The sequence below is a fragment of the Deltaproteobacteria bacterium genome, assembly GCA_012522415.1.
Taxonomy (GTDB): domain Bacteria; phylum Desulfobacterota; class Syntrophia; order Syntrophales; family JAAYKM01; genus JAAYKM01.
The window spans coordinates 1-18,432 of record JAAYKM010000040.1; the positions used below are offsets into that span (position 1 = coordinate 1).

15 protein-coding genes are annotated in these 18,432 nt (G+C 58.0%); 5 read left to right on the forward strand and 10 right to left on the reverse strand.

Annotated features, from left to right (window positions below; all coding sequences use genetic code 11):
- From murJ to GX147_03475, 3 genes are all read right to left on the reverse strand, one after another.
- Positions 1-1,137 (reverse strand): murein biosynthesis integral membrane protein MurJ (gene murJ / locus GX147_03465; protein NLN59762.1); only part of this gene is annotated, 1,137 nt, incomplete at its 3' end.
- 56 nt (positions 1,138-1,193) lie between these two features.
- Positions 1,194-1,541 (reverse strand): DUF167 domain-containing protein, encoded by a 348-nt coding sequence (locus tag GX147_03470; GenBank protein ID NLN59763.1) that lies wholly within the window; start codon positions 1,539-1,541, stop codon positions 1,194-1,196.
- A 27-nt stretch (positions 1,542-1,568) separates the two neighbouring features.
- Positions 1,569-1,868 carry a YggT family protein gene (locus GX147_03475; protein ID NLN59764.1) on the reverse strand — a complete coding sequence of 100 codons (300 nt, stop codon included), beginning with the start codon at positions 1,866-1,868 and terminating at the stop codon, positions 1,569-1,571.
- 227 nt (positions 1,869-2,095) lie between these two features.
- Between GX147_03475 and proC the strand changes: the two genes are divergently transcribed.
- Positions 2,096-2,905, forward strand: a complete 810-nt coding sequence (gene proC, locus GX147_03480; GenBank protein NLN59765.1) for a pyrroline-5-carboxylate reductase — start codon at positions 2,096-2,098, stop codon at positions 2,903-2,905.
- Positions 2,906-3,002: 97 nt separating this feature from the next.
- Here the strand turns inward: proC and GX147_03485 are convergent, their stop codons facing one another.
- From GX147_03485 to GX147_03505, 5 genes are all read right to left on the reverse strand, one after another.
- Positions 3,003-4,823: an Rne/Rng family ribonuclease gene (locus GX147_03485; protein ID NLN59766.1), complete on the reverse strand. Its 1,821-nt coding sequence runs from the start codon at positions 4,821-4,823 to the stop codon at positions 3,003-3,005.
- Between the two features lie 62 nt (positions 4,824-4,885).
- Positions 4,886-5,494, reverse strand: a complete 609-nt coding sequence (locus tag GX147_03490; GenBank protein NLN59767.1) for a threonylcarbamoyl-AMP synthase — start codon at positions 5,492-5,494, stop codon at positions 4,886-4,888.
- A 125-nt stretch (positions 5,495-5,619) separates the two neighbouring features.
- Positions 5,620-7,206, reverse strand: coding sequence for a citramalate synthase (locus GX147_03495; GenBank protein NLN59768.1), 1,587 nt, complete (start codon positions 7,204-7,206; stop codon positions 5,620-5,622).
- A gap of 326 nt (positions 7,207-7,532) precedes the next feature.
- Complete coding sequence (locus GX147_03500; protein ID NLN59769.1) at positions 7,533-8,171, reverse strand: response regulator transcription factor; 639 nt, start codon at positions 8,169-8,171, stop codon at positions 7,533-7,535.
- A complete protein-coding gene (locus GX147_03505; protein NLN59770.1) occupies positions 8,168-9,688 on the reverse strand; it encodes a PAS domain S-box protein in 1,521 nt (506 codons plus the stop codon). The genes GX147_03500 and GX147_03505 overlap by 4 nt, the downstream gene beginning before the upstream one ends.
- Positions 9,689-9,787: 99 nt before the next feature.
- Between GX147_03505 and nfi the strand changes: the two genes are divergently transcribed.
- Positions 9,788-10,471 carry a deoxyribonuclease V gene (gene nfi, locus GX147_03510; GenBank protein NLN59771.1) on the forward strand — a complete coding sequence of 228 codons (684 nt, stop codon included), beginning with the start codon at positions 9,788-9,790 and terminating at the stop codon, positions 10,469-10,471.
- A gap of 170 nt (positions 10,472-10,641) precedes the next feature.
- Here nfi and pyrE read toward each other — a convergent pair whose 3' ends face one another.
- Positions 10,642-11,343 carry an orotate phosphoribosyltransferase gene (pyrE, locus tag GX147_03515; GenBank protein NLN59772.1) on the reverse strand — a complete coding sequence of 234 codons (702 nt, stop codon included), beginning with the start codon at positions 11,341-11,343 and terminating at the stop codon, positions 10,642-10,644.
- Positions 11,344-11,449: 106 nt separating this feature from the next.
- On the reverse strand, positions 11,450-13,876 hold the full coding sequence (locus tag GX147_03520) for a dihydropteroate synthase (GenBank protein ID NLN59773.1): 2,427 nt from the start codon (positions 13,874-13,876) through the stop codon (positions 11,450-11,452).
- A 618-nt stretch (positions 13,877-14,494) separates the two neighbouring features.
- Here GX147_03520 and GX147_03525 point away from each other — a divergent pair.
- The 3 genes from GX147_03525 to GX147_03535 all read left to right on the forward strand — a co-directional run bounded on the left by GX147_03525 (position 14,495) and on the right by GX147_03535 (position 18,273).
- Positions 14,495-15,169, forward strand: a complete 675-nt coding sequence (locus GX147_03525; GenBank protein NLN59774.1) for a zinc ribbon domain-containing protein — start codon at positions 14,495-14,497, stop codon at positions 15,167-15,169.
- Between the two features lie 309 nt (positions 15,170-15,478).
- On the forward strand, positions 15,479-16,243 hold the full coding sequence (locus GX147_03530; GenBank protein ID NLN59775.1) for a hypothetical protein: 765 nt from the start codon (positions 15,479-15,481) through the stop codon (positions 16,241-16,243).
- 440 nt (positions 16,244-16,683) lie between these two features.
- A complete protein-coding gene (locus tag GX147_03535; protein NLN59776.1) occupies positions 16,684-18,273 on the forward strand; it encodes a peptide chain release factor 3 in 1,590 nt (529 codons plus the stop codon).
- Positions 18,274-18,432 lie beyond the last annotated feature (159 nt).

The window sequence follows — 18,432 nt, forward strand, 5'->3', positions numbered from 1 at the left end:
GACCAGAAGGGCGACGAAGGCGGCTTTCAGAGGTGATTTCCGATCCTGGAGGGCAAAAAAGGCCGCGTCGATGACCCGGATCACCGAGAAAGCCCAGAGGCCCAGGGCGTAATAGAAAAGGGCCTGGGCGGTGAGGATGGATGAAGAGGCGGTGAAGGCGCCCCGTTGAAACAAAACCGAAAGAATGGGGACCCGGAGCATGATGAGGGCCACCGTCGCCGGGATCGTGATGAACAGAATCAACCGGAGCGAAAAGGACAGGGTCCTTTTCAATTCTTCAAAAGAGCCCCTGGAGGCCTGCTCGGACAGGCTGGGAAGGGTGGCCGTTCCTATGGCGATGGCGAAAACACCCAGGGGCAGTTCCACAACCCGGTCGGCGTAGTATAGGTAGGAGACGCTTCCCTTCGGCAGCAGGGAGGCCAGGATCGTGCCGACGAGAATATTCAGTTGGTAAACGGCGGAGCCGATCAGGGTGGGGATGAGGAGACGCCCCATCTGCCGTAAACCCGGGTGGCGGAAATGGACGTTTGGCTTCAGCCGGACACCCATCTTTATGAGGAAAGGCCACTGCATGGCCAGTTGCAGCACCCCCCCCGCCATGACACCGATCGCCAGGGCCGTGATCGGTTCGTCGAAAAAACGGCGCAGTGACAGGGCGGCCACGATCATGCACAGGTTGAGGATCACCGGGGACAGGGCCGGGGCTGCAAAATGGCGGAGTGAATTGAGGATGCCCATGCAGAGGGCAACCAGGGAAATGAAGAAGATGTAGGGGAACATCATCCGGGTTAAAAAGACGGCCAGTTCGAACTGGCGGGGCAGGGCGGCGAAACCGGGGGCCATGGCCCAGACGATGAGCGGGGACAGGACAACCCCGGCCAGGGAGACGATCACGAGGATGATCGACAGGACGGTAAAAACGGTGTTGGCCAGTTCGAGGGCTTCTTCACGGGATCTTCTGGTCAGATATTCCGTGAAGACCGGAATGAAGGCAACCGTGAGGGACCCCTCGCCTAAAAGACGTCTTAAAAGATTGGGGATGCGGAAGGCCACGAAGAAGGCGTCCGTGGCGACGCCGGCCCCGAAAAAAGCGGCAACGACCATGTCGCGGATGAAGCCGAAAATACGGCTCAACATGGTGGCCAGGCCCACCACCCCGGCGGCTTTGGCCACTTGGGTGTGCTCCCCGTGTTTCACGGCTCTTCGTCCTTCCCGCCGTTTTCGAACAGGTCAGGCATCGGTGTTTTCGGAATGATCTTTTTCAGAAGCCCCGCCAATTCGTCGAGCCCCATGCGGGAGACCTGGATGACTTTCCGGCGGGATGTCCGGCCGGAGACGATGGACAGACGGTTTCCGGGGATATCCAGCCGCTTCGACAGAAAACGGAGGCATTCCTCGTTGGCCTTCCCCCCTACGGGGGGGGCCGTCAGGCGGATCTTGATGAGGCCGTTCACCAGGCCCGTGATTTCACATTTCGATGCGCGGGGAACGACCTGTACCGGAAAGGTGATGCCGTGACGGGTTTCTTTAAGTGGCAGCATGTCATGACGCCGTTCGAGGGGTAATCATTATCGAAAACGGATGCTTATTTCGAAAAGGGTCCGCACGAGAAATTCCTGGCAAAACCATATAACGAGAATGACGACGAGCGGTGAAAAATCGATACCCGTTGAACCGAAGGGAAGTTTTCGACGGACAAGGGAGAGTACGGGTTCCGTGGCCCGGTACAGGAAGCGGACAATCGGGTTGTAGGGATCGGGGTTCACCCAGGAGAGCAGGGCCCGGATAATGATGACCCACATATAGATATAGAGGACATAATAGAGAAGCTTGGCGAAAACGGCGATGAGATTTCCGAGGACAAACATGGAGCCTCCTGATACGAACGAATGTATTTTATAGAACCGTCTGAGACGGTTTGGTTAAAATCGTATGTCCTGTCTATCATAGATAATCCGGGAAAAACAAGACCGGAAGGGGGATAGGCGGATTATTCCGGGTGGATCGCCGTTTCGTCGTCATGATTTGAGGTTGACACGATGGGGAAAATATCGGATTTTCACGGGACATCCTTAACAAGAAGGGAGATCCGGGTATGCTGCAGAAGAAGATGGCCCTCATCGGAGCGGGTAGAATGGGAGAGGGGCTCCTCGCGGGGATCCTTTCCCGGGACCTGATGAAACCGGAGGCGATCACCGTTTTTGACAGGATAGCGGATCGTCTGGAAGAACTCGAACGGACATACGGTGTCCGGCCGGCGGGGGACAGCCGGAGCGCCCCGGCTGGAGCGGACATTGTCATTCTGGGGGTCAAGCCCGGGGACATACGGGAGCTTCTCGGGGAAATTCGCGGAGCCCTGGGGGGAAAGACCCTGCTCATCTCCATTGCGGCGGGTGTTTCCACCGCTTCCATTGAAGAGGCCCTGGAGAAGAAAACCCGGGTTGTACGGGCCATGCCCAACATGCCGGCCCTGATCGGTTACGGCGCCGCGGCCCTGGCCCCGGGGAGGTATGCCGAAAAGGACGACATCGCCACGGCCCTCGAGATTTTCGATGCCGTGGGGATATCCGTTGTGGTTACGGAGGACCTGATGGATGCCGTCACGGGGCTGAGCGGCAGCGGTCCCGCTTACGGTTTCATGATGATCGAAGCCCTTTCCGACGCGGGGGTCCTGATGGGACTCTCGCGGGAGGCGGCCCGGAAGTTGGCGGCCCAGACGATGCTGGGGGCGGCCATGCTCTGTCTGGAGGGACAGAAGCACCCGGCGGCCCTCAAGGACATGATCACGTCCCCCGGCGGCACCACCATCGCCGGATTGAAGGCCCTCGAAGAGGGTAATTTCCGCGCGACCCTGATCAGGGCCGTCGAGGCGGCAACCCTGCGCTCCAAGGCGCTCGGCAAATAGGCGGCCGCGGCCCCGAGCGTTCCGTGTCCCGGCCTGCCGCGCGGCGGTCCGGCTCTCCTGCGCCGGGGGGAAAGCGGCAGGGTGTCCCCGTCAGGGTTCAGTCATCTTGGTCTGTGATATCCTGATCCAATGTATCCGGTACGGCGGGGGATGCGTCGGAGTTCGCGTGCGCGGCAACGGCTCCGTCATCCGGTCGTTCCGTCGTTTTTTGTCTGTGTCGGCGGGGGCGCCGACGGGGTTTTTTCTTCGGTGCTTCGGCAGGTATCACCGCCGCATCGTCCGTTTCCGCGGGACCCGCGAGGGGGGCCCCGGCGGTCTGGGTGGGAGGGGGTGTCAACGTCCGCCCTGCCTTGGGTTGCCCAGGGGGATCCTTTGAGGCTTTATCCCCCACCTTTGCCTCCGCCGTTTCAGGTGAAGGGAGGGGCGGTTCCATGGGGGGCTCACGCCTGGTTGCCGTGATCGATACGGTATCCCAGCTGACTTCCGAACTGCCGGTGATGAGGATGGCAAGGTTGTAGTCGTTTTCAAGGCGACAAATCCCCATGCGTTTCTGGTTAAGAAGGTAGTGGGCTACCTCGTGGGGCAGGCATACCTTCATCTCCGAAACCCGGCCCTTCACGGCCTGGGTTTCCAGTTTTCGGAAGGCGCTCAAGGCCGTGTATTCCAGGGAAGGACGAACGCCGCTTCCCTTGCAGAAAGGGCAGGACGTATAACTGATCTCCTGGATCGTCGATTGCTTTTTCTGCCGTGACAATTCCAGGATGCCGAACTTTGAAATTTTGGCGAGCTGGATTCGGGCGCGATCGAGGCTCAGGGCTTTTTTGAAGACCTTCTCCACCTCGCCCTGGTGTTTTTTGTCCATCATGTCGATAAAATCGATGACGATCAGTCCCCCCAGGTCCCGGAGCCGCAACTGGCGGGCAATTTCCTCCGCCGCTTCGATATTGGTTTTGTACGCCGTTTCCTCGATGTTTTTCTTGTTGGAGGCCCGGCCGGAGTTGACGTCGATCGTGATCATCGCTTCCGTCGGGTTGATGATGATGTATCCTCCCGACTTGAGATTGACCCGTTCCTGGTAAATGATCTGGATCTGTTCTTCAAGATTGTACTTGTCGAAGAGGGGGGTTTTTTCCTTGTAGAGCTTGATCATGCGAACGTTTCGTGGTGCGACGGCTTTGCAGTAAGCCCGCATTTTCCGGAAGGTCTCGACGTTGTCCACCAGGATTTCCTCGATTTCCGATGTGAAGTAATCCCGCAGGGTGCGGACACCGAAATCGCTTTCCTGGTAAATCAGGGCCGGGGCGGCGACGGATTTTGCGGTTTTCGTGATGTCCTGCCAGAGCCGGGAAAGAACATTGTAGTCCCGGGCAAGTTCCTGCTTTGTCCGGTTGTAGCCCGCGGTGCGGATGATGAAGCCCATGGTTTCCTCGATCTTGAGCTGGGCCACCAGTTCTTTCAGACGTTTGCGGTCTTCCTCGCCGTCGATTTTCCGGGAAATGCCGCTGCTTTCCTTGTGGGGGAGCAATACGAGGTAGCGTCCCGGCAACGAAATAAAACCCGTCAGGAGGGCCCCCTTGTTCCCGGTTTCTTCCCGTATCACCTGGATCAGGATTTGCTGGCCGGCGCGAAGTATCGGGCGTCCCGGTGTGGGGTCATGGGAGGATTCCCCTTCTCCCAGAACCAGGGCGGGGTTCACGTCCCGCAGGGGAAGGAATCCATCTCTCTGGGCGCCGTAGTTGATAAAAGCCGCCTGGAGGCCCTTTTCGATCTTCAGGACCACGCCCTTGTAGATGTTCCCTGTCGTCGGTTCTTTCGCCGACATCTGGATGTTGAATTCCAGAAGCTTGCCGTTTTCGTCAACTGTGGCCATCCGTTTCTGTTCCTGATGGACCGCGTTGACCAACATGTGGTGTTTCATAAATGTCCTTGTCCTTTTGCCGCAGCCCTGTCCCTGTGTAGGCGGGTCCGGCAAAAACGGTTTTATTGGAAGGCGCTTACATCGCCTTTGCCGATTCTGATAACCTCCACGACGTCGTCGACCAGGTTGAGCACACTGGAGGGGGCCGGAGAGACTATGCCGCCGTCGAGGACCAGATCCACGACATGACGGAATTTTTTTTCCATTTCCTGAGGTTCCGTGATGAATTCACCTTCCTCGTTTTTGACGCTGGTGCTGATGATCGGATGCCCCAGTTCTTCCACCAGGGCCATGCAGATGCGGTTGTCCGGGACACGGATACCCGTTGTGTGTCTTTTGGGGATGATGATTTTGGGGACGACCCGCGATGCCTTAAGAATGAACGTGTAGGGGCCGGGCAGGAGCCGTTTCATGATTTTATAAGCAAAATCGGAAACTTGGGCGTATCGACTGATATCCTTCAGGTCGGAACATATAAAACTGAGAGGTTTCTTGCGATCTCTCCTCTTGATGTCGTAAATTTTTTCGATTCCCTTTTTGTTGAACAGATCGCAGCCGAGACCGTACACCGTATCGGTCGGATAGATTATGATACCCCCCTGCCGCAGGATTTCCGCCGCCTTCTTGATCCAGCGCATCTGGGGGTTTTGCTCGTGCAGAGAAACCAGCATAAAATCATCTTCGCCTAAGCCATGCGGATGAATCCCGTCCGCCTTTGGACTTTCAAAATCCTATAACAGAAAAAAATCCCGTCCGCAATGGCATGAATGCAAAAATGGGATGATTTTACGCGGGGTCAGTCCGTTTTGATGTTCTTGTTCAGGTGGTCTTTGCTCAGTTTGTACTGGATGCTGTCCACCAGGGCGTGCCAACTGGCTTCGATGACGTTTGTGGAGACGCCGAGGGTGCTCCAGAAGTCCGTTTCGTCCCGGGAATCCAGAAGCACCCGCACCATGGCACCGGTTCCGTCGCTGCCCTCGAGGATGCGGACGCGGAAGTCCACCAGATACATGTCGGTGATTTCGGGGTAGAACGTCGCCAGGGCTTTTCTCAGGGCGCGGTCCAGGGCGTTGATCGGCCCGTTTCCCTCCGCTGCGGTGATCTCCACCTCTCCGCCGACGGAAATTTTAATCGTTGCCTGCGACGTGGCGGGGTTGTTCTGCATTTGGGAGGTGATGACATGAAAACACTCCAGGGTGAAGGGCTCTTCGAACTCGCCCGTGGCCTTTTTCATGAGCAGTGCGAGAGACCCGTCAGCGGCGTCAAACTGGTATCCCTTGTCCTCCATTTCCTTGATCCTCTGAACAATCCGACGACTCATTCCCTCATCCAGGCCGAGGTCGACCCCCAGTTCCCGCGCCTTGTATTCGATGTTGCTTTTACCGGACAGGTCCGAGACCAGAACCCGCTGTTCGTTTCCGACGAGTTCCGGTTCGATATGCTCGTAAGCGGCGGCGTTCTTGATAATGGCGCTGACGTGGACCCCCCCCTTGTGGGCGAAGGCGCTTTTCCCCACGAAGGGTCGTGAATGGAGGATGGGGACGTTGGCCACTTCACTGACAAAGTTCGACAGATTGGTCAGATGCCGGACCGATTCCCCGGAGAGGCACCGTATGCCGAGCTTGATCTGGAGGTTGGCGATGATGGGAATCAGGTCGGCGTTTCCGCAGCGTTCGCCGAAGCCGTTGATCGTGCCCTGCACCATTTTGACCCCCAGCCGTGCGGCCGCGATGGAATTGGCCACCCCCAAGGCACAGTCATTGTGCACATGGATGCCGAGTTGATCCGGTGGCATGATGGTCACGACCTCGTTTATGATATCGGTCAGCTCGTTGGTCATGGTTCCGCCGTTGGTATCGCACAGGACGATGAAGTCGGCTCCGGCGGCCAGGGCGGTTCCAATCGTTTTCATCGCGTAGGGCTTGTTGTTCTTGTATCCGTCGAAGAAGTGCTCCGCGTCGTATACGACCTCCTTGCCTTTCGATTTCATATACGCGACGGAGTCGTGGATCATGGCTTCATTTTCCTCGAGACTCACACCGAGAATGTCCGTTGCATGCAGATCCCACGTTTTGCCGAAAAGGGTGACCGTCGGGGTTTCGGCCTCCAGGAGGGCCTTCAGGTTCGGGCATTCCTCCGGGGGCAGCCCCGCCCGCCGGGTGCTGCCGAAGGCGGTCAGGCGGGCGTTTTTGAAGTTGACCTTTTTGGCCATTTCAAAGAAACGCAGATCCTTCGGGTTGGAACTGGGCCAGCCCCCCTCGATGTAATGAAAACCCATTTCGTCAAGGCGCCGGGCGATTCTCAATTTTTCCTCGGCGGAGAAATTGATCTGTTCCCCCTGGGTCCCATCCCGGAGGGTGGTATCGTAAACTAAAACATCCATTGTCTTCATGAACGGTCTCCTTGTTGTAAAAAAAAACCGCTGTCAGGTTTGCCTGACAACGGTTTGTGGTTTTCTCGCGTGTTGAGGCTACACCATTATCAGGTCCCCTATGTCGATGGGGCTAATTATGTCCTTGATAATGATCATGGGAAAAATGATGTGTTCCATGGTTCCCGTCCCCTTGAATTCAAACCAGTCCTCGTAAGATAGCCGTTTGATAGAGGAAAAATTTCGCCTTGTCAACAAAAATCTTACGCGGAGCGGCCGGGCCCCGCGGTGGGCGGTGCGGCTTCGGTTCCCGCCGTGTCCTCCGGGGGCGAGATTGTTCAGGAACCCGGGAGCAGGTGACGGCGTACGGAATACAGGGTCAGATCCGCGTTCCTTTTCATGTTCATCTTTTCCATGACACGGGCCCGGTAGGTGCTGATGGTCTTGACGCTGAGACACAACTCCCCGGCTATTTCGGACACGCCTTTCCCGGCGGCCAGCATGATCATAACCTGGTATTCCCGGTTGGAGAGGAGTTCATGGGGCGGTTTCGAAGGATCCGCCGTGAGTTCAAAGGCGAGTTTTTCCGCCAGGGAGGGACTCACGTACTTTCCGCCGCCGGCAACCCTGCGGACAGCGTCGATCAATTCAGCGGGGGCGCTCGCCTTGTTCATATAGCCTGCCGCCCCGGCCCTCAGGGCCCGAACGGCATACTGTTCCTCCGGGTGGATGCTGAGGATCAAAACGGGCAGCTTCGGTTTTTCCGTCCTGATGTCCTTGAGAACTTCCAGTCCGCTTCGACCCGGCATGGAAATGTCCAGCAGAACGACGTCAAAATGCCGTTCCCGGATACGGTTCATCGCCTCCCCGCCGGTTCCCGCCTCGGACGGAACGGCCATGTCCTCCTCATCGCCGAGAATCTGCTTGAGTCCTTCCCTGACAATGGCATGGTCATCGACAACAAGGATTTTGATCATGGTGTTGCCATGCTTTCCGGCAGGGGTACGGTGACGACCACCCGGGTTCCCCGATTTTCCTTGCCGCTTATGGTCACGATTCCGCCCCAGGGATGAACCCGTTCCCGCATGCCGATCAGTCCGAAGGAACGGGGATCGTCAATCTGTTTTTGGGTGATCCCCCGACCGTCGTCGGCGACTTCGAGAACCAGGGTTCCGTTCCGTCCGTACAGCCCTACGGATACCCGCGAGGCCGCGGCGTGGCGGGCCACGTTGGTCAGACTTTCCTGGAGAATTCGAAAAACGGCCGTGGCCACTCGGCCGTCGATTCCCTCGTCCTCGATGGACAAGTCCGCCTGACAGGGAAGCCCTGAACGACGCTCGAAGTCCTGAGTCTGCCATTCAATGGCGGCGGTCAACCCCAAATCATCGAGAAGCCCCGGTCGCAGGTCCGAAGAAATGCGGTGGACCGTGTCGATGGTGCCGTCGATCAGATTTGACATGTAATCAATTTTCCCGGCGAGGGCCGTATTCACGTCCCTGATGCGGGTGCCCAACCAGGCGATATCCATCTTCAGGGCCGTCAGGCACTGCCCCAGCTCATCGTGAATTTCCCGGGCGATACGGGTTCGCTCCTCTTCGCGGATCGACTGAAGGTGGAGGGACAGGTTCCGGAGCTGTTCCCTGGATGTTTCGAGTTCCTGCCTCGCCCGCTTCTGTTCCGTAATGTCCTCGTAAGTGACGACGATTTTGCGTTCCCGTAGGGTGGCGCCGATTCGGGAGGCTTTCATCATGCAGAGGATCTCCCGGCCGTCCTTGCGACGGGCCGGGAATTCCGTACTGAACGTGCGCCGGGTTTCCAGGGCCGTGTAAAAACGGCGGGCGATTTCGTCGTAGTCCGCCTCATTCCGGTAGAGGATGAGGACATTTTTACCGATGAGTTCCGCGGGCCGCCAGCCGAACACCTGCTCGACCGCATTGTTCGCGAAGATGAACACCCGTTCGCGGAGGCCAACGACGGCGTGGGGGATTGCATCCAGGATGGAGGACTCCAGCGCCTCCAGTTCCTCCAGACGGTTACGGGCTTCCTTCTGTTCCGTCGTGTTCATGGAGTTGCCTAAAACGGCCCTCTCACCCTGGTACCGGATGGACTTGACCGTTTCCAGGATCCATCTGACCCGCCCGTCTTTCGTTATGATACGGAATTCGTAAGGGGAAAAACGCCGGCCCTTCAACATCCGTATGGCGTTTTTCCGTGCCGTGTTCCGGTCCGCCGGGTGAATGATTGACGGCGGGTCCATGTTGAGCATCTCTTCTTCCGAGTACCCGGCGTACTCCCGGATATGGGGGTTGACGAAGCGGAAGCGTCTGCCCTGCAGGATATAGACACCGACCTGTGAGCTGTCGGCGAGGGTCTTGTAGAGGTCGCCGTCGATAACGGGCGGATGGGTCGATGCTTTCTCCGGCCCGGGATGAAGAAACGGTCCCTCCGGCGTGTCGGGGAAGTCTGCCGGTGTGTTGATTCCTTTCCTTTTCATGGCGAATCCCTTATATGAAATGGGTGTGGCGCCAGTATAAACGCAATCGCAGAAAAAGGAAACCCCTGCGGTATGCAACGTGTTGAGGGGGAAAATGAAATGAAAATCGTGATGCTCCACCGATGGGATGTGACATGTGCCGAAGCCATCCTCATCCAGCAAAAACTGAGGGATAAGCTGGTGCTTGGGGATGAGCCCGGAGGAGCGCCTCCTAAAACGGTGGCCGGCGCCGACATTTCCTACTCCCGCCATTCGGATCTTTTTTTTGCCGTGGTGCTTCTCTTTTCCTACCCGGCCCTCGAAGTGCTGGAGGAGGCATGTTGGATGGAACGCGTGCGTTTTCCCTATGTGCCGGGTCTGTTATCCTTCCGGGAAGGGCCGCCGTTGCTCAGGGCGTTTGAAGGGCTGTCCCGAACGCCCGACCTCGCCATATTCGACGGTCAGGGCATTGCCCACCCCCGGGGCGTCGGTTTGGCGTCGCACATGGGGCTTTTCATCGATGTGCCGACCATCGGTTGCGCCAAAACCCGCCTGGTCGGCGAGTACGAGCCCCCGGGGATGGACCGGGGCGATCTGTCCGAACTCCTCTACAAGGGGGAGCCTGTCGGGAAGGTTCTCCGAACCAAAAAAAACGTCAGGCCCCTGTTCGTGTCCCCGGGCCACCGGATCGGACGGGAGAGCGCGGCGGAATTCGTATTGTCCTGCTGCCGCGGCTACCGGTCCCCCGAACCCCTCCGGCGGGCCCATCTCCGGGTCAATGAACTGCGGATCGAACATGCCTGAAGATCCGGTGCCTCGGGGCGGGACAACCGGCGTTAATGCCTTCCCCCCATGTCCCTTCGACCCGGCGAATGCGGGGGAGCCGTCTCGTCGCGGGGCGTTGCCGCCGGTTCAGGAGGCCTTCCGCGCGTTCGTAGCGGCGAGAAAATCCGCAAGGCCCCGTTTCCGTCTCCCTAACCCCGGGGTTTTTCGGGGGCGCGGGTCCGGTACACCGCCATGACCTCCGTCCGGGTCAGGATGGGGTCCACCCGGTCCACGTACTTCAGGATATTCTCCCGCCCTCCTTCCTCGCGGTCGATGAAGGCGACCACCCGGTCAATGATCAGCCCCGCTTCCCGGACCGCCTCGATGGCCGTGATGGTCGAGCCGCCCGTGGTGATGACGTCGTCCAGAACGACAACCCGCTCACCCGGCTGCAGGCTGCCCTCGATCCTGCTTTTGGTGCCGTGGCCCTTGGTTTCCTTGCGGACCGTGAAGGATTTGATGGGTTTCCCCTCCTGAAAGGAGATGACCGCCAGGGCGTTGGCGATCGGATCGGCGCCGAGGGTAAGTCCCCCTGAGGCCGTTATCCCAGCGTCTTTCAGCATGGAGAAGAGGAGTTTCCCGATCAGGTTCATACCCTCCGGGTCCATGGTCGTCGGCTTGCAGTTGAAGTAGTAGCTGCTCTGTTTCCCTGAAGCCAGTGTGAAGGGCGGGTTGTCCCGGTACTGGAAGGATTTCTCCAGAACGATTTCAATGAGACGAAGTTTTGGGTCGGTCACGCGTGGTACCTCCTTAAAATGTGTCCATATGTGCAGAAATAAAAAGCCGTTCTCACCGGAATTCCACGACGAGGATATGGCCGTGTGGTCGGCGGGGGAACCTCCCTGGGTCATCCCGGACGGAGGTGGGGCATTTTGATTTTTATCCGCCGGTGTCTGCAGGTTTCTCCCTTCGGCCGATCATGACAAGGCGTGTCGTGATAAAGCGTGTTCGGGGATTTCAACCCGCGGGATTTTTCCCCCGTCGGTTTTTCAATAACGCATCGACCATCTTCGCCGCTTCGACGCCGTCTTTGGAATAGTGGGCGCCGATGGATTGGGCAAACGCGGCTGTGACGACGGCGCCGCCGACCATGAAGGGGCAGGTTTCGCCCTCCTGACGGGCCAGATCGATCACCTCGTTCATGTTGACCATGGTCGTTGTCATGAGGGCGGACAGGGCGACCACGTCCGGTCGTCGTGTTTTTATTTCCGCGACAATCGTTTCCGCGGCGACGTCCTTGCCCAGGTCGATTACGACATATCCCTGGTTCCGGATCAGGAGGGCCACAATATTCTTGCCGATGTCGTGGATGTCCCCCTTGACCGTCGCAATCAGGATGACGCCTCTCGCCTTGGCGGCACCTTCCCTGGCAAGGATGGGTTCCAGGTGCGCCATCCCCTCTTTCATTGCTTCCGCGCTTGCCATGAGCTGGGGAAGGAAATAGCGTTTCTGTTCGTACAGGTCGCCGACGCGGTTGATGGCGGGAATCATGATTTCATCGACCAGGAGGCCGGGGGCATATCCCTGTTCCAGGTTTTCCCGGATCACATCGAGTATGTCGTCCCTGTTGCCATCGAGGATGACCCGGGTCAGTTTTTCCGGTGAGGTCAGTTCGTTTTCTTCCGGGGCAACGGTCACGGCGGGCTCCTCGGAGGAATAGCGGGTAATGTAGGCCGAAGCTTGGGGATCTCGTTCCAGCAAAACATCACCACTCCGTTTCACCGCCATGAGTTCGGGAATCCCCGGATTGGCGATCGCCATGGTGAGGCCCGCCTGTTGTGCCATGGCCAGAAAGGTCGCGTTGATCCAGCGCCGCTCGGGGAGTCCAAAGGAGACGTTCGACAGGCCGACAATCGTTCGGCATCCAAATTTCCGGGTACACCAGTCGATGGTTTTCAGCGTCTCCACCGGCGCCGCCTGATCGGAGGCCACCGTCATGACGAGGCCGTCCACGACGATATCTTCCTTGGTAAACCCGTAAGCACGGGCCTCCCTGAAGAGGTCGCGGATGATGGCGATCCGTTCCTCCGCCGTTTCCGGCAGAATTTTCTCCGTCAGCGGAAGGAGGATGAACATGGCGCCGTATTTTGCGGCCAGGGGGAGGAGGCGTTTGGTCTTGTCCGGCTCGCCCGAAATGGAATTGATCAGGGCCCGCCCGGGATAGTGGCGAAGGGCCGTGGCAATTGTATCGATGTCGGAGGAATCGATGACCAGGGGGATCTCCGTTGTTGTGGAAAGTAAATATACGATATCCTTGATTGTTTTCTTCTCATCGATGTCGGGGACACCGATGTTTACATCCAGCAGATCCGCTCCGGCCAGTTCCTGATCTTTTGCCATCTGCCGGACCAGGGTGTATTTCCCGGCAAGCAATTCCTGTTGGAGCTCTTTTTTCCCCGTTGGGTTGATCCGTTCGCCGACGATGACCAACGGAGCGGATTTTCCGAATATTTTCGCCTTTGTAGAGGAACTCACGGCGCTGATGGATTTGCAGGCCGGCACAATGGCCGGTCGCCCGGCAAGGGCTTTTTTCAACTCCCGGACATGGTCCGGAGTTGTCCCGCAGCAGCCGCCGATGAAATTCACCCCGGAGTCGGCCATGCGCGCAGTCTGGACGGCGAATACGTCCGGCGCCATATCAAAACAGGTGACTCCGTCCACGACTTTCGGCAGCCCGGCGTTGGGTTTGGCGGCCAGCGGCACCTTGGCAAAGGGCTTCATGACGGTGATGAAGGCGTTCATCGTCTCCGGGCCCGTCGAACAGTTGCAGCCGACGGCGTCGGCACCGAGGCTCTGAAGGGTGATCAGGGCCGCCAGCGGGTTCGTCCCGTTCAACGTGCGTCCGTTGGCCTCGAAGGTCATGGTGACGATGGTGTAGATATCGGAAAGCTCCTTCGCGGCGATCAGGGCCGCCCGGGCCTCCTGGATGTCCAGCATCGTTTCGATGATCAGCAGATCGACCCCGCCGTCGATGAGTCCCCGCATCTGTTCCGTGTAAATATGGACGGCATCCGCAAAGGAAAGGTCTCCGAAGGGTTCGACGAAGCGGCCCGTTGGGCCGATATCCCCGGCAACCAGGGTCGCACCGGTTACAGCCTTTTTGGCCAGGAGGGCCAGGCGCCGGTTTGTTTCCGTTACATGGCCGATCCCATACTGGTCGAGCTTGAGGCGGTTCCCTCCGAAGGTGCAGGTATAGACGACATCCGCCCCCGCGCTCTCGTATGCCCGATGAATATCAGCCATATCATCGGGGTTTTGGAGGGACCAGACCTCCGGACAGGTTCCGGTGGGCATGCCCTTTTTCTGTAGCTCCGTTCCCGTCGCGCCGTCCAGGAGTACAAGGCGGTTTCGGAGGATGCGTCTGATCTTGGTTCTCGTATTCACCGTTTATGATACCGGGTGCTGAGGTCAGGAGGTTTTATGACAATCCGGTCAGGGAGTCTCTGTTCTAACTACGCTTCCTGAAAGCATATTCTATCATTCCGGCGTACCTGCCGGAACGGCTCCCATATAACAGATGCGTTCCGGCCTTGCAAGGAGAAGATCCCCGGACGGTGTGGCGGGGGTGAACCTCTTCAACGATGAGGAGGCGCCCGTTCTTTTGCCGGCGCAGGGCCGGGTTCGCCGAACCGAAGGGGGGTTTCTGCAGATTCCGGGATTCCCCGCGCCCGTCCTGTCTTCTGCCCTTCCTTTTGGACGAATCTTCGGGAGAACGGCTCCGGATGTTCTTTTTTTGTTGCGGGACCAGTGGACGGATATTATGATGACCGTACAACGGAGGTGAGGAACCGGGAAGCGTCGCCATGATGAATCACGCGCCGCCGCGGGTGGTCACGTGGGGGGCCTTGTCTGTCGGGCAGGGGCCGGCCATCGGTACGGGTCGATCTTCGTCGCCGTCCTGGACTTCTCCCTCCTCAACAATGGGTTGCATCCGGCGATGAACCCTCAAAGGGACTGGCGTCACAGCCGCATGAAAGGGCAACTTGAAAGGGTTTGAAAGCGATGGAAAATGACGATTTGGTGAAATGCTCCAACTGCGGGGAAACGATGGGGCCGGAGGCCACGTTTTGCGCCCGTTGCGGAGGCCGTCTCGAAAAAAGGCCTCCCGTGAAAAAATGCGCCTCCTGCGGACGAACCATGGAACCCCAGGCCGTCTTTTGTTCCCGTTGCGGGAAACGCTACGAAGGGGTCGCGGCCGCGGCCGGGGGTGGGGCCGTAAGAAAAATGATCTGGCCGTCACTGATTCTCATACTGATCATCGTCCTTGCCGTCATGATAAAACTCTTCTCTTCAGGCATCCCGCCGAAGACGATGTCATCGGAGAATACGGGCGATAAGGGGGGGAAGGAAACGATGACCCGGGAATTGGCGGAGGAAAAACCCCCTGTCGCGAAAAGGGTTCTGATCGAGACGGACGGGGACGTCTATCGCAGGGGGGAAGTGATTCGGGTGAGGTATTACGACGCCCCCGGATATTCAAGGGACTGGATATGCATTGTTCCGGCGGGCTCCCGCAGTACGGAGGCAGGGGATTATCAGTACATCCCGAAACGGGGGCGGGGCGTTATGACTTTTCGCGTCCATTCCCCGGGCAGGTACGAGGTGCGGGCCTTTTACCATTACAGTCCCGGCGTGTACAGGGTTACGGCTCGTCACACATTTACGGTACGAGAATAAAGGGGGCGTGCGCCATGCCGTTTTCACCCCGATCCCCCTGTGGATGTCCGTCACCTGCCGTTTCCCCCCCTGCCGGGATGTTTTCGGTCGATGACATGCCGGTGGAAGACGGCCCCGGTCGTCATCTCCGCCGCTCTCTCGAAAGGACTTCCCCTGCGTCGATGGCTCACGGGATCTCATGGTTTTTGTAATAACATTCACATAGAAAATCATTGACATGGACAATACCCAGGGTTAGGGTCATAATCCCGTCGCACGGGAAAACAGGGGGTTGGTGTCTTGAAAAAAATTTAATGGAGGGTTCGGACAATGAATCGATCCGTATACGGAATAACCGTCTTCGCTGTCCATGTGCTGTTCGTTTTCATGCTTTTGTGGGGCTGTTCGATGCCACATGCGGTCAGAATGGTCGAGCTTGACCTGGATCGCCTTGCCTGTAATATCGATCCCTCCCCGTATGCCCGGTACCATAATAAAAAGGTGCTGCTGTTGCCTGTTTCCGACCGGTCGGGGGACACGACAGATCTCTTCTATTACAGCGAAGACAAGACGGTCGGGTATCGGTTCCATCATCACGCAAGCCCGGATCCGCAACCCCTTGCCTCTTATCTGTGGTGTGGGTTGCAGAAAGTGTTTGCCTGCGCCGGTATCGAAGTTGTGGGAACGGGGACGAACCATGATGCGGATCTTGCTTTGGTTCTCCATTCCCTGACCGACGGGGAAGTGCGCTTCGCCGTCGACCTGACCAGGGAGAATAAATATACGTACTCGCGGGAGTACATGGTCAAGATGATGGATGCTCAGGATGGCCGGCCGGATTTGCTGGAGCAGCGTGCTTACAAGATGCTGGAACTGATGGTGACAGCCATGCTCCAGGATCCTGAATTCGAGCAGGCGATGCTGAAGGTCGCATTACCGGGCGTCTATGGGGGCCAGGGTTTCGATAATTTGAAAGGCATGGTCATGAAAAACGGGAAGACCATCAATGGTGATATTCTCAACAGGGAAGAGATTTCGGAACGGACTGCGAGGACGGTGCAGATCAGGACCGCCGACGACAATGTTTCTTCCTAACCCATTGAAGCGGTGCTGTTTTTCTTTTAAGGCGATCCCGGTTTTCGGATGCCTCGTGAATGCATATCCATGATGTCTTGACAATTCACGATCCGTTCGGTATAAGCCACGCCCCTTGGAACGGATTGGTTATGGGCGCCTTTTGGGACGGATATCCGGGGGAGGGCCGCCTCAGGGCCTCTTTATGGTGCACGTGATTTCCGGGAGGGAGGCTCTCCCCCTTATCCCTGAAACAATCCCCTACATCTACATCTGATGCCATTATTCCAGGCGATGAAGAAGCTGACAATCACGCGATGTTGGGACAAAAGCCCTTCGCCTTCCGCCTCGGACGATGCCTGGACACAATCTCCGGGGGCCGGCATGGCAGGGGCCATGCTCTTGTGAGAGATGAACAGGCAATCTGATCGCTGACGAAAGCGGTCCTGAAAGTGGACAATATGAATAACGAAAAAGAGATCGCCCGACGACGGACGTTCGCCATCATCAGCCATCCCGATGCGGGGAAGACAACCCTGACGGAAAAGCTCCTCCTGTACGGCGGGGCGATCCAGATGGCCGGGGCCGTCAAGGCCCGGAAGGCCGTCCGCCACGCGACGAGCGACTGGATGGCCATGGAGCGGGACCGGGGCATTTCGGTCAGCACGTCCGTCATGAACTTCCGCTACGGAGACTACGAGATCAACCTCCTGGACACGCCGGGCCACGAGGATTTTTCGGAGGATACGTACCGGGTGCTGACCGCCGTGGACGGAGCGCTCATGGTCATCGACAGCGGTAAGGGCGTCGAGTCAAGAACGAAAAAGCTGATGGAGGTCTGCCGTATGCGCAACACCCCCATCATCACCTTCATCAACAAGCTCGACCGGGATGGTCTGGAACCTCTGAGCATTCTGTCGGATATCGAGGAGTCCCTCCAGATCGAATGCGTGCCCATGACCTGGCCCATCGGCATGGGAAAACTTTTCAGGGGGGCGTACGATCTCTACCGAAAGGAACTGCACCTCTTCTCTCAGACCCATCACGGCCGGATTCAGGAGGGGGTCGTCATCCACAATCTCCGGGATCCGCAGCTCGATGAACTGCTGGGGGGGCAGGCGGGCGAGTTGCGGGACGATGTGGAACTCCTGCGGGAGGCGGCAAATCCCTTCAGCCGGGAGGAGTACCTGAAGGGAAACCAGACGCCGGTTTTTTTCGGAAGCGCCGTCAACAATTTCGGTGTTCGGGAACTTCTGAATACCTTTGTCGAACTGTCCCCCGCGCCATCGCCCCGCCGGGCGACAACCCGCCTGGTGGACCCTGCGGAGGAGGATTTCTCGGGGTTCGTTTTCAAGATTCAGGCCAACATGGACCCGGCCCACCGGGACCGGATCGCCTTCTTCCGGATCTGCTCCGGCCGCTTTTTCCCGGGTATCCGGGTGCGGCATCATCGTTTGGGAAAGGAGATTCAAATCAATCAGGCGACCATGTTCATGGCCCAGGAACGGAGCCATGTTGAGGAAGCCTTCCCCGGTGATATCATCGGCATTCACAACTACGGAACGATCAAGATCGGCGATACCTTCACGAAAAAAGAAAACCTTCGTTTCACAGGGATTCCGAATTTTGCCCCCGAGCATTTCCGCCGTGTACGGCTCCGCGACCCCCTCCGGTCGAAACAGCTGGAAAAGGGCCTGACCCAGCTTGCCGAAGAAGGGGCGGTTCAGCTTTTCAAGCCCCTGGGGCAGAGCGATTTCATCCTCGGGGCGGTCGGTGTCCTGCAATTCGATGTGATTATGTCGCGCCTGCGGGATGAGTACAATGTCGACTGCCTATGCGAAGCCATCGATTATACGACCGTTCGCTGGATTCACTGTGATAACGGGCCCATCCTCAGGGAGTTTGAGAAAGCCGCCCGCGCCTACCTGGCCTACGACGCGGGGGGGAACCTGGCCTACCTTGCGCCCAACGAGTGGCGTCTCCAGGACACGATGGGGCAGTGGCCGGCCATCCAGTTCCATTCAACGATCGAACATAGCCACGGCAGCTGACGTCTATTCCTTTCAATATCAAGCCTTTCAAGTGTGATTTCGGCGACACCTGCCATTGCATTCGGCAGCCTTCTGCCTTTTATTGGGAATATCAGGGCGTAACGGCTGAACAGGCCAAGTCCAACGGGGTTTCCTTTTTTCAATCAGCCTTCGGGAGAA

What these genes read in the sequence shown, in the direction of transcription:
- GX147_03470 (NLN59763.1), bottom strand. Translation starts at nt 1,541, where the DNA reads ATGCTGCCACTTAAAGAAACCCGTCACGGCATCACCTTTCCGGTACAG.
- GX147_03475 (NLN59764.1), bottom strand. Translation starts at nt 1,868, where the DNA reads ATGTTTGTCCTCGGAAATCTCATCGCCGTTTTCGCCAAGCTTCTCTAT.
- proC (NLN59765.1), top strand. Translation starts at nt 2,096, where the DNA reads ATGCTGCAGAAGAAGATGGCCCTCATCGGAGCGGGTAGAATGGGAGAG.
- GX147_03485 (NLN59766.1), bottom strand. Translation starts at nt 4,823, where the DNA reads ATGAAACACCACATGTTGGTCAACGCGGTCCATCAGGAACAGAAACGG.
- GX147_03490 (NLN59767.1), bottom strand. Translation starts at nt 5,494, where the DNA reads ATGCTGGTTTCTCTGCACGAGCAAAACCCCCAGATGCGCTGGATCAAG.
- GX147_03495 (NLN59768.1), bottom strand. Translation starts at nt 7,206, where the DNA reads ATGGATGTTTTAGTTTACGATACCACCCTCCGGGATGGGACCCAGGGG.
- GX147_03500 (NLN59769.1), bottom strand. Translation starts at nt 8,171, where the DNA reads ATGATCAAAATCCTTGTTGTCGATGACCATGCCATTGTCAGGGAAGGA.
- GX147_03505 (NLN59770.1), bottom strand. Translation starts at nt 9,688, where the DNA reads ATGAAAAGGAAAGGAATCAACACACCGGCAGACTTCCCCGACACGCCG.
- nfi (NLN59771.1), top strand. Translation starts at nt 9,788, where the DNA reads ATGAAAATCGTGATGCTCCACCGATGGGATGTGACATGTGCCGAAGCC.
- pyrE (NLN59772.1), bottom strand. Translation starts at nt 11,343, where the DNA reads ATGACCCAGGGAGGTTCCCCCGCCGACCACACGGCCATATCCTCGTCG.
- GX147_03525 (NLN59774.1), top strand. Translation starts at nt 14,495, where the DNA reads ATGGAAAATGACGATTTGGTGAAATGCTCCAACTGCGGGGAAACGATG.
- GX147_03530 (NLN59775.1), top strand. Translation starts at nt 15,479, where the DNA reads ATGAATCGATCCGTATACGGAATAACCGTCTTCGCTGTCCATGTGCTG.
- GX147_03535 (NLN59776.1), top strand. Translation starts at nt 16,684, where the DNA reads ATGAATAACGAAAAAGAGATCGCCCGACGACGGACGTTCGCCATCATC.